The organism is Psychroflexus sediminis (genome assembly GCF_900099815.1).
GTDB classification, from domain to species: domain Bacteria; phylum Bacteroidota; class Bacteroidia; order Flavobacteriales; family Flavobacteriaceae; genus Psychroflexus; species Psychroflexus sediminis.
In genome coordinates this window covers 41,519-52,292 of the sequence record NZ_FNCW01000014.1, presented here as the reverse complement: position 1 = coordinate 52,292, position 10,774 = coordinate 41,519, and the positions used below count along the sequence as shown (strand labels likewise).

The 10,774-nt window shown below is 40.0% G+C and carries 10 protein-coding genes and 1 tRNA gene; 6 read left to right on the top strand and 5 right to left on the bottom strand.

Annotation, left to right across the window (positions count from 1 at the left end):
- Nucleotides 1–69: 69 nt before the first annotated feature.
- The 3 genes from BLP81_RS12250 to folB all read right to left on the bottom strand — a co-directional run bounded on the left by BLP81_RS12250 (nucleotide 70) and on the right by folB (nucleotide 1,055).
- Nucleotides 70–140 (bottom strand) — tRNA-Cys (locus BLP81_RS12250).
- Between the two features lie 87 nt (nucleotides 141–227).
- Nucleotides 228–518 carry a GIY-YIG nuclease family protein gene (locus BLP81_RS12245; RefSeq protein ID WP_093369559.1) on the bottom strand — a complete coding sequence of 97 codons (291 nt, stop codon included), beginning with the start codon at nucleotides 516–518 and terminating at the stop codon, nucleotides 228–230.
- Between the two features lie 177 nt (nucleotides 519–695).
- Nucleotides 696–1,055 carry a dihydroneopterin aldolase gene (gene folB, locus BLP81_RS12240; protein ID WP_093369555.1) on the bottom strand — a complete coding sequence of 120 codons (360 nt, stop codon included), beginning with the start codon at nucleotides 1,053–1,055 and terminating at the stop codon, nucleotides 696–698.
- 152 nt (nucleotides 1,056–1,207) lie between these two features.
- Here folB and BLP81_RS12235 point away from each other — a divergent pair, with 152 nt between their 5' ends.
- From BLP81_RS12235 to tsaB, 6 genes are read left to right on the top strand one after another with little or no spacing between them, the layout of a single operon-like run.
- Nucleotides 1,208–1,909, top strand: a complete 702-nt coding sequence (locus BLP81_RS12235; protein ID WP_093369550.1) for an ABC transporter ATP-binding protein — start codon at nucleotides 1,208–1,210, stop codon at nucleotides 1,907–1,909.
- On the top strand, nucleotides 1,902–3,146 hold the full coding sequence (locus BLP81_RS12230) for an ABC transporter permease (RefSeq protein ID WP_093369546.1): 1,245 nt from the start codon (nucleotides 1,902–1,904) through the stop codon (nucleotides 3,144–3,146). The genes BLP81_RS12235 and BLP81_RS12230 overlap by 8 nt, the downstream gene beginning before the upstream one ends.
- A gap of 1 nt (nucleotide 3,147) precedes the next feature.
- A complete protein-coding gene (locus BLP81_RS12225) occupies nucleotides 3,148–4,407 on the top strand; it encodes an ABC transporter permease (protein WP_093369543.1) in 1,260 nt (419 codons plus the stop codon).
- 29 nt (nucleotides 4,408–4,436) lie between these two features.
- On the top strand, nucleotides 4,437–5,561 hold the full coding sequence (locus BLP81_RS12220; protein WP_093369539.1) for an efflux RND transporter periplasmic adaptor subunit: 1,125 nt from the start codon (nucleotides 4,437–4,439) through the stop codon (nucleotides 5,559–5,561).
- 3 nt (nucleotides 5,562–5,564) lie between these two features.
- On the top strand, nucleotides 5,565–7,007 hold the full coding sequence (locus BLP81_RS12215; RefSeq protein WP_093369535.1) for a TolC family protein: 1,443 nt from the start codon (nucleotides 5,565–5,567) through the stop codon (nucleotides 7,005–7,007).
- 12 nt (nucleotides 7,008–7,019) lie between these two features.
- Nucleotides 7,020–7,682, top strand: a complete 663-nt coding sequence (gene tsaB, locus BLP81_RS12210; protein WP_093369529.1) for a tRNA (adenosine(37)-N6)-threonylcarbamoyltransferase complex dimerization subunit type 1 TsaB — start codon at nucleotides 7,020–7,022, stop codon at nucleotides 7,680–7,682.
- Between the two features lie 4 nt (nucleotides 7,683–7,686).
- On the opposite strand, the gene BLP81_RS12205 is transcribed toward tsaB, so the two are convergent.
- Nucleotides 7,687–8,535: a mechanosensitive ion channel family protein gene (locus BLP81_RS12205; RefSeq protein ID WP_093369524.1), complete on the bottom strand. Its 849-nt coding sequence runs from the start codon at nucleotides 8,533–8,535 to the stop codon at nucleotides 7,687–7,689.
- Between the two features lie 35 nt (nucleotides 8,536–8,570).
- Entirely contained in the window at nucleotides 8,571–10,640 is a 2,070-nt protein-coding gene (gene metG / locus BLP81_RS12200) for a methionine--tRNA ligase (RefSeq protein WP_093369520.1), read from the bottom strand.
- Nucleotides 10,641–10,774 lie beyond the last annotated feature (134 nt).

Sequence of the window (10,774 nt, the reverse complement as noted above, 5' to 3'; positions counted from 1 at the left end):
TCGGGAGAACCGCTGTAGATGAAAAAAGCCTAACTCATTGAAAGTCAGGCTTTGATAGATTTAGTCTTGAGGTCTCGAGCGGATTCGAACCGCTGTAGATGGTTTTGCAGACCACTGCCTAGCCACTCGGCCACGAGACCTTATTTTGAGATTGCAAATTTAAGGATAATCTTTAAATGATTAGACGTAATTATAAAAAAATTACCTCTATGATAAATAATACTATTTCATTCAGTTCTATGTTTCTCTATAATATCAGATAAAATAGTTGGAGTTTGAATGATTTTCTTGATAAACTTAGTGCTTTTCATTCGCTTTATAAACTTTTCAATAAATAATGCTTCTGACCTATTTCTACATTCAAATTTTAAAACTAGTTCCCAATCATTAGCCATTCTTGTATATGCACCTTTAAAATAATGATTTTTATGAAGAGCTAGTCTATGTTCCACATGAGAGGTTTCGCCAACGTAATACTTATTAACATCTTCTGAATGTATAATATATACAAAATGCATAATAGAAGAATTGTTAAAGGTAGTGAAATAACATTTGTCGAGCGTCCCGAAGTGTCGGGAGAACCGCTGTAGATGGTTTTGCAGACCACTGCCTAGCCACTCGGCCACGACACCATTTTAAAGAAGTGCAAATTTAAGAAATTATTTCAATCCCCAACAGAATAATGAAGATAAGATTTAATCTCGAGATCTAGACAAGGTTATGCTTACACTTTCAACATCTCCTCCCAGGGGCGGGTTTAATTTAGCCACTTTTACTTTTGAAGTCTGCACAGGATCCAATTCAGAAAAAATCCTGTCCAGAATGCGTTTCGCCACATGTTCTAAAAGCTTGGAAGGCTGTGTCATTTCTTCCTTTACAATTTTATTGAGATGCACGTAATCTACGGTATCTTTTAAAGCATCAGATTCTGCAGACAGGTCCAAATTGGCTTCCACACTCAGATCCACACGGTAATCGCTGCCGATTTTTGTTTCTTCCGGCAAACAGCCGTGGTAGGCATAAACACGAATATTGGTTAACGAAATTCTATCCAAGGTTTTTTTACAAAGATAAGCCAGACTTGAGTCGGAACACTCAAAGCTTCTATTTCGATTCCACCCTATTAATAAGGTTTTAACATAATTTAACGTCGGGCATTGTAACATTACTCAACTTTGAAAGTCCTATTAAGAGCAACTCAAGTCTTATGATAGAAATAAAAAATTTACACAAGTCCTACAAAATGGGGAAAAATTCTCTCCACGTGTTAAAAGGAATTAATTTTAATGTGGAAGAGGGTGAATTGGTTTCTATCATGGGGTCTTCCGGTTCCGGAAAATCCACCCTGCTTAATATTCTGGGGATGCTGGATGAAGCCGATGAAGGCTCTTACACCTTAGACGGTGTACCCATTAAGAATCTGAACGAAAAGCTGGCTGCTCAGTACCGAAATAAATTTTTAGGCTTTATTTTTCAGTCTTTCAACTTAATCAATTATAAATCTGCCCTGGACAATGTGGCCTTACCCTTATATTACCAGGGGGTCAATAGATCTGAACGCATGGAAAGGTCCATGGCTTATCTTGAAAAAGTAGGTCTTGCTGCCTGGGCACATCATAAACCCAACGAACTTTCCGGAGGTCAAAAACAAAGGGTGGCCATCGCGAGAGCTCTGGCTAGTGACCCTAAAGTTCTTCTTGCCGATGAGTTAACCGGGGCTTTGGACTCTAAAACTTCCTATGAAATCATGGATCTCATTCAGCAAATTAATGATGAAGGCAGAACCATTCTAGTGGTGACCCACGAAGAGGATATTGCTCAAATGTCTAAGCGCATTGTCAATTTGAAAGATGGAGTGATCATAGACGATAGAAAAATAACTCAGGTAAGAGCGATACAGAATGTTTAGTTTAGAACGCTGGCAAGAGGTTTTTGAGACCATTTCTAAGAATAAACTTAGAACTTTTCTTACAGGATTTTCTGTAGCTTCCGGTATATTTATCCTTGTCATTTTACTTGGCGTAAGTGTTGGGTTTCAAAACGGTATCGAAAGTCAATTTCAAAATGATGCCGAGAATATTATCAATGTTTATCCGGGAAGGACAGCCCTAAGCTACGAAGGCTTCAATAAAGGCCGGAGAATTCAATTGAGAAATGAAGATTATGAAGTCGTTACTGAAAATTCAAAACAGGAAATTGAGTTTAAATCTCCAACCTATCAAATTTATGCAGGTCTCATTTCCCACGGAAATAATTCCGGGAACTATCGGGTAGAAGGTGTACTGCCAGATTACCAGTATCTGGAAAAAGCAGATATCATTGAAGGAAGATTTATAAATGCAAACGATAATAAAGCAAAGGAAAAATATGCGGTTATTGGAAACCGGGTAAAAAAAGATCTTTTCGAAGATGAATCTCCAATAGGTAAATATGTACAGGTTTCAGGACTGAATTTTAAGGTCATAGGGGTGTTCACAGACCCAGGTGGTGAAAGAGAGGAAACAAGAATATATGTGCCTATTAACACCGCTCAAATTGTTTTTGGGGCAGGAACTGATATCCGGTCCATGGGATTTACACTTCCAAAAGAGGAAAATTATGAGCTTGCTCTCAAACAATCCAATGCCTTTGCAGCGCAGATGGAAAGGATGTTGAAAACAAAACTGCAAATCGACCCCAAAGATGAAAGTGCACTATTCATAAGTAACAATATTGAAAATACGAAAGAAATTTACGTGCTAATCAGTGCCATGCAGATATTTTTCTGGGGCGTAGGGATCGCCACTTTACTGGCCGGAATTATAGGTGTGAGCAATATCATGCTTATCATCGTAAAAGAGAGAACCAAAGAGATAGGGATACGGAAAGCCCTTGGGGCAGAGCCCCTGTCTATTGTGGGAATGATTTTACATGAATCCATTTTTGTAACAGCTATTTCCGGGCTTTTCGGATTGATTTTCGGACTTGTTTTATTAGAAATAGTTGGCCCTTATATTGAGCTTGACTTTATAAAAAATCCGAGTGTTAACTTCAATATTGCGGTTTCCACCTTGTTATTACTAATCGCAGCTGGTGCAATTGCCGGATTCTTTCCTGCCTGGAGAGGAGCTAGAATTAAACCTATAGATGCTTTAAGAGACGAATAATATGTTCAACAGAGACAAATGGAATGAAGTTATAGAGTCATTGACTTCAAATTTATTCAGGACCATATTGACGGCCTTTGGTGTCTTTTGGGGCATATTTATTCTTGTTATCCTGCTGGCAGCCGGGAATGGCTTTGAAACCGGAGTCAAGCAACTTTTTGACGGTATTTCTTCCAATTCTATGTTTATGTGGTCACAGACCGTTTCAAAATCGTATAACGGCTTACCTAAAGGACGTCGCTATAGTTTTGACCTTGATGATGTAGAAGAAATAAAAAGAGGTGTCAGCGGGCTTAAATACGTTTCTCCAAGAAATCAGCTTGGTGGTTTTGGCGGAGAAAACAATGTCGTAAGAGGCCTGAAAAGCGGCGCCTTCAATGTGTATGGCGATTATCCTGACATACAGTATCAGGAACCCATGAAAATACTTAAAGGTCGGTTTTTGAATCAAAATGACATTGAAGCCAAAAGAAAGGTTGCTGTCATAGGGGAAGGCGTTGTCAAAGGGCTGTATGATTTCGATGAAGATCCCATAGGGACGTATGTCAAAGTTCAGGGAGTCAACTTTATGGTTATAGGGATTTATAAAAAGAAAGGCTTTGGAGGCGGAAATGCTGAGGAAGCCCAGAAACAAATTTATGTTCCCTTTACGGCTTATTCACAAGCCTTCAATATGGGTCAAAACGTGGGCTGGATGGCCATTACTGCCAACGATAATAATTCTATTACCAGGCTAAAACCTCAAATTTTTGACATTATAAAAGAAAATCATGACATCGCTCCAGACGATGACAGAGCCATAGGTAATTTTGATTTGTTCGAGCAATTTTCAAAGATATCCGGACTTTTCATAGCGCTCAACGCCGTAGCTTATTTTGTAGGCATATTGATCTTGTTGTCTGGGGTGATAGGCATCAGCAACATCATGCTTATCGTTGTCAAAGAAAGAACCAACGAGATAGGAGTACGCCGGGCATTGGGAGCAACACCCTGGCAGATAAGAGGCCAGATTCTTTTTGAATCTGTTTTTCTCACCATTATTGCCGGGATGACAGGAATCGTATTTGCAACTGGGGTTTTGGCAATCATCAATGCGCTGATGCCTGAAAATTCTGATATTCCTTTTACAAATCCAAGTGTGGATCTTATTACCGTTATCATCGCCTTATTAATATTAATTGTTTCTGGTCTTTTTGCCGGTTTTATTCCAGCACAAAACGCGATACGCGTAAAACCAGTAGACGCCTTAAGAACTGAATAAAAACAACCTTTACCTAATAGAAATTAAACATGAAAAAAGTTATCACCATCATTATTCTACTTGTCATTGTAGTCTTATTTGGGGGATCTTTATTTTACCTCTACCAAAAAAATCAAGAAAGCCCTGAAGTTTTTAAAACTGAAGAACCCACCACCGAAACGATTGTAAAGAAAACAATGGCTACGGGGACACTCATACCAAGAGAGGAAATAGACGTAAAACCCAATATTTCCGGAGTTGTTGACAAGCTTTTTGTCAAGCCTGGAGAGATCGTAAAGATTGGCGATATGATTGCTCAGCTAAAGGTGGTTCCTAATATCACTAGCCTGAACTCAGCAAAGAACCAGGTAAGACAGGCAAAAATCAATTTAGCCAATGAGAGAAAAATATTTGAAAGACAAAGCGAACTTTTTGAAAAGGGAGTGATTTCTGAAAATGATTTCGATCTAGCTAAAAATGCCTACGACAACGCCTTGCAAACGCTTAAGGCTGCCGAGGAAAATTTGGAAATCATCCAGACAGGTACCACTCAGGATGCCGGAAATGCGGCTACTACAGAAATAAAAGCAAGAATCTCAGGGATGATTCTGGATGTTCCTATTGAAGTGGGTAACCAGGTTATTGAAGCCAATAACTTCAACGAGGGAACTACAATCGCCATTATCGCGAAAACGGACGATATGATTTTCGAAGGAAAAGTTGACGAATCTGAAGTCGGTAAAATAAAAGAAGGTCTGCCTTTGGAAATAACCGTTGGCGCCATAGAAGACAAAACCTTTAATGCTACGTTGGATTATATTTCTCCAAAGGGTACAGAAGAAAATGGAGCGGTTCAATTTGATATTGAAGGAAGCTTAAAACTCAATGACAGCATTTTTATAAGATCCGGACTTAGCGCCAATGCGTCAATCATTTTAGAAAGATCTGACGATGTTCTAGCGATCAGTGAAGCTTTAGTTCAATTTGAAAAAGACACCAAAAAACCCTTCGTGGAAGTCGAAATCGGCGAGCAGAAGTTTGAGAAAAGAATGGTAGAACTTGGTCTGAGCGATGGAATTAATGTGGAAGTCATCTCTGGAGTAAGCAAAGGAGATAAAATTAAAGTATGGAATAGAGTTGAAGAACCTATTGCCGGTAATCCTAGAAGAAGATAGTTTATGAGATCATTTGTATTAATTATAAGTATATTCTTTTTGAGTGTTCAGGTACAAGCTCAAGAGAACGATGTTCCAAAGGAATGGACCTTGGAAGCCTGTGTGAGGTATGCCATGGATAACAATATCTCTGTTAAACAATCCCGTTTAAACATAGAAACTGCAGAAATAAGCAGAAGCGAGGCCATTGGAAATTATTTGCCAAGCTTAAACGGAAGTACAAGCAACTCCTGGAATTCAGGTCTTACACAAAACGTCACTACGGGAATTTTAGAAACGCAAACCGTCAGGAATCTTTCGGCCAATGTTACCGCCGGTGTGACCTTATTTGATGGATTGAATAATCTGAGAACCTTTCAGCGAGCCAAATTAGAGAAACTTGCCAGCCAGTACTCCTTACAACTGATGAAGGATGATATTGCCCTTTTTGTGGCCAATTCGTATCTGCAGATCCTGGTCAATAAGCAGCAACTTGAACTGCTGGTAGAACAAAATTTAGTCACCAAAAAACAACTGGAGCTTACCCGAAAAACTGTAGAAGCAGGGAGTGCCCCGGAAGGTGATTTGTTAGAAATTGAGGCTATCAATGCTGACGAAGAGCAACAGATTGTGGTAGCGCAAAACAATTTAAGAATTGCAAAAATAAGTTTAGCACAAACCCTCTTGATTGAGGATTACCAGAATTTTGATATTGCAGACGAAGAATACGATATTCCCCTGACCGATATCTTGTCTAAGACACCGGAAGAGATCATTGAAAAGGCCAAGGTAGATCGCTATGAGGTTAAAGTTGCTGAACAGAATCTGGAAATAGCTGAAAAAGACATTGAAATTTCAAGAAGTCAGCTTTATCCTTCGCTTAACGGTTTTCTAAACTATAACACCAGAGAGTCTGACAGAGGACGAAGTGTAGGTGCCGGTATTGATCCAAATGAACCCACAAGAGAGATTGGCGTCGTTGAAGCCACTGGCCAGGCCGTAGTCGCTCCGAATTTTAGAGTAGAAACTGCAGGACCCAGTAGTTTCTTCGATCAGCTGTCCAGAAACGACGGGTATACATTCGGTCTTCAGTTGAATGTTCCTATTTTCAATGGATTTGCAACCCGCAATCAGATAAAAAGAAGGGAAGTCAATGCGAAACGTGCTGAATTTGAATTACAACAGGCCGAACTGGATCTGGAAGCCAATGTTTATCAGGCTTACGTAGATGCACAGGGCGCAGCAAAAGCCTATGCCGCAGCTATGAAAGCCGTAGAATCTCAAAAATTAGCTTTTGATTATGCTCAACAACGCTTTGAAGTAGGTGTTTCCAATGCTTTTGAACTGAGCCAGTCCAAATTTAGACTTACCAATGCAGAAAATACTTTAATCAATGCTAAATACGATTACATATTCAATATAAAAGTTTTAGAATTGTACTTTGGAATTAGAGTTGTCGAGTATTAAAAATAAAGCGTTTTGGACAGTATTATCCTTTGTTTAGAAACCTCCACGACCAATTGCTCGGTGAGCATTGGTCGCGGAGACTCCATACTCGCTTTTAAAGAAGTCAACTCCAAGAATTTTTCACATTCTGAGCAACTGCATGGTTTTATCAACGAATTACTGGCTCAGGAAAAATTAACGCCTAGGGATCTGCACGCGGTCTCCATCAGTAAAGGTCCAGGCTCTTATACGGGGCTCAGAATAGGCGTTTCTGCCGCAAAAGGCTTGGCCTTTGCTTTGGATATTCCATTGATTTCAGTCTCTACTCTGTTCTGTTTAGCTAAGCAGGTTGATATTGAGGAAGGTTTGATTGTCCCCATGCTCGATGCCAGGAGAATGGAAGTATACTCAGAAGTTTTTGACGCTGACTTCCATTCCAAAAGAGAAATCAAAGCTGAAGTTTTAGAGGAAAATTCCTTTCAAAAGGAACTTGAATCAGGGGAAGTCCATTTCATAGGAAGTGGTGTTGAAAAATTTGAGGGCATTTGCAGTCATCCCAATGCTGTTTTTCATCATAAAAAACTTCCTTCTGCCCAGGAACAATTCTTTATAGCAAAACGGAAGTTTGATAAAAAAGCTTTTGAGGATGTGGCTTATTTTGAACCCTTTTACCTCAAGGATTTTGTGAGTAAGTAAAGGTTTAAGATTCCTTTTCTTTACTCATGTCAAATAAATGCACATCTCGCTGTGGGAATGGGAACGATACACCAGCATCTTCGAGTTCGATTTTGAGTTTTTCCATCGTATCAAAATTCAAGGCCCAGTAATCTTCTTTTTTGGCCCAGAATCTTAAAGATAAATCTACAGAATTATCGCCTAACCCCGTAACTACAACAGCCGGTTCCGGATCTTTTAAAGTTCGTTCATCAGAATTAACTATATCCAGTAAGACTTCTCTGGTCTTTTTAATATCGCTATCATAAGAAATACCAACGGGCATCGCATTTCTTCGTATAGGTTCAAAAGAGTAATTGACGACCTTATTGTTGGAAAGCTGTCCGTTTGGGATAATAACTCTTTGGTTACCAATGGTAGTCAAAAACGTATAAAAAATTGTAATTTCAGTCACTGTACCCGATTCGCCCTGGGCATCTATAAAATCGCCTACGCGAAATGGCTTTAGAATAATTATCAAAACCCCTCCTGCAAAATTGGATAAGGAGCCTTGTAAAGCCAAGCCGATGGCCAAACCGGCAGCCGCTAAGATGGCGGCAAATGATGTGGTTTCTACCCCAAGTTTCGAAATCACAATAATGAACAGTAAGATCTTAAGAGCAATTCCAAGAATGCTCAATGCAAATCCTCTTACCCCTGGATCCACTTCGCGCTTCTCCATGACTTTCCTGATTTGGCCTAGGATTAACTTAATGACCCAAAATCCAAGAATGAGGATTACTAAGGCAGCTATGACGCTTGGCAGATAAGAAATTACTTTACCTAAAAATAAATTGGCCAGTCCGCTAATACTTTCTATTGAGATGTCTTCCATAGTTTTTGTTTTTATGTTATCTAACAAATATAAAATTAATTAATAATTAAACCATTAGTTACTAGCTCTCTAGATTCCGGATTGATAAAGATTAATTTACCTGAAGAATCCTGGGTCATCAAAATCATGCCTTCACTCAATGTTCCCTTCAGTTTTATAGGTTTAAGGTTAACCACAACGCTTACCTTTTGGCCTACTAGTTCTTCAGGCTTATAATGTTCGGCAATCCCGGAAACAATGGTTCTTTCATCAAGCCCAGTATCGACTTTCAGGACCATCAGCTTTTTGGTTTTCGCTTTTTTCTCTGCGGAAATGATTGTGCCTACTCGCAAGTCCAGTTTTGAAAAATCTTCAAAAGTAACTTCCTCTTTTTGGGGTTCCAGTTTTGATTCTTCTTCAGCGTTTGAAACTTTAGTAGCTTCCAGTTTTTCAATCTGCTTTTGAATTTCGTCGTCTTCAATTTTACTGAATAAAAATTCAGCTAAATTAATCTGATGCTCTGAAGGAATCAATTCGTCTAGTTTTGAAATATCCCCCCATAATAAGGGATGCGAGAAGGAGTCAAAATTCAGCATTTTCTTCAATTTCTCTGCGGTAAACGGCACAAAGGGTTCACTGACGACTGCCAAAGCTCCCGCCACCTGCAGAGCCACATACATGATGGTCGCTGTGCGTTTCGGATCGGTTTTCTGAAGCTTCCACGGCTCTTCGTCAGCTAGATATTTATTGCCCAGTCGCGCCAAATTCATCATCACACCCTGAGCTTCACGGAAACGGTATTTTTCTATGGAGTCTGAAATGCTTTGCGGAAAGGCTTTAATATCGCTTAGAACTTTTAAATCGGTCTCTGTAAATGAAGAAGCTTCGGGCACCATGCCTTCATAATACTTATTGGTAAGTACCACGACTCTGTTGATAAAGTTGCCATAAATCGCAACTAATTCGCTGTTGTTTCTGGTTTGAAAATCCTTCCAGGTGAAATCGTTGTCTTTGGTTTCTGGAGCATTGGCCGTCAAGACATATCTCAGCACATCTTCTTGACCTGAAAAATCCTCCAGGTATTCATGCAGCCAAACCGCCCAGTTTCTGGAGGTTGACAATTTTCTACCTTCCAGGTTCAAAAATTCGTTTGCCGGCACATTATCCGGCAGAATATAGCTGCCTTCTGCTTTGAGCATGACCGGGAAAATGATGCAGTGAAAAACGATATTGTCTTTTCCGATAAAATGCACCAGTTTGGTGTCTTCGTCTTTCCAGTAGGGCTCCCAGTCTTTGCCTTCTCGCTCAGCCCATTCTTTAGTTGAGGAGATATAACCGATAGGTGCATCAAACCAGACGTAAAGCACTTTGCCTTCGCCGCCTTCCACGGGAACAGGAATGCCCCAGTCCAGATCTCTGGTCACCGCTCTGGCGCGTAAGCCTTCATCGATCCAGGATTTACACTGTCCGTAAACATTGGACTTCCAGTCTTTTTTGTGGCCTTTTATGATCCAGTCTTTCAAAAAATCATCGTATTGATCTAAAGGTAAAAACCAGTGCTTGGTTGATTTCAAGGTGGGGACGTCGCCTGTAATCGCTGACTTGGGATTGATTAGATCTGTGGCGTTAAGCGAAGATCCACATTTTTCACACTGGTCTCCGTAGGCTTCTTCGTTACCGCATTTCGGGCAGGTTCCCGTCACGAAACGATCGGCCAGAAACTGATCCGCTTTTTCGTCGTACAATTGCTCGGTCGTTTCTTCGATAAACTTATCGTTATCGTACATATTCTGAAAAAACTCCGTCGCCGTATCGTGATGTACCTGGGCTGAAGTTCTGGAGTAATTATCAAACTGAATTCCGAAATCCTGAAAAGACTGTTTGATGATGGCGTTGTATTTATCGACGACATCCTGTGGACTTACGCCTTCTTTTTTGGCTTTGATGGTGATAGGCACGCCGTGTTCATCGCTACCACAAACGAAGACCACATCTTCGCCTTTTAATTTTAAGTAGCGCGTGTAGATATCTGCAGGCACATAAACACCAGCCAAATGACCTATATGTATGGGGCCGTTGGTATAAGGCAAGGCCGCGGTAATCGTATAACGTTTTGGATTTTTCATAGTCTAAAATTCTTACCACAAATGTAATAAACACTGTCACATTAAAAGACAAAGGATATCGATTCTTGAGCATAAGCAGTCGAAGGTTTTATACACGACCTGTAGATTAATTATAACTCTAGTGATGTCCCTTG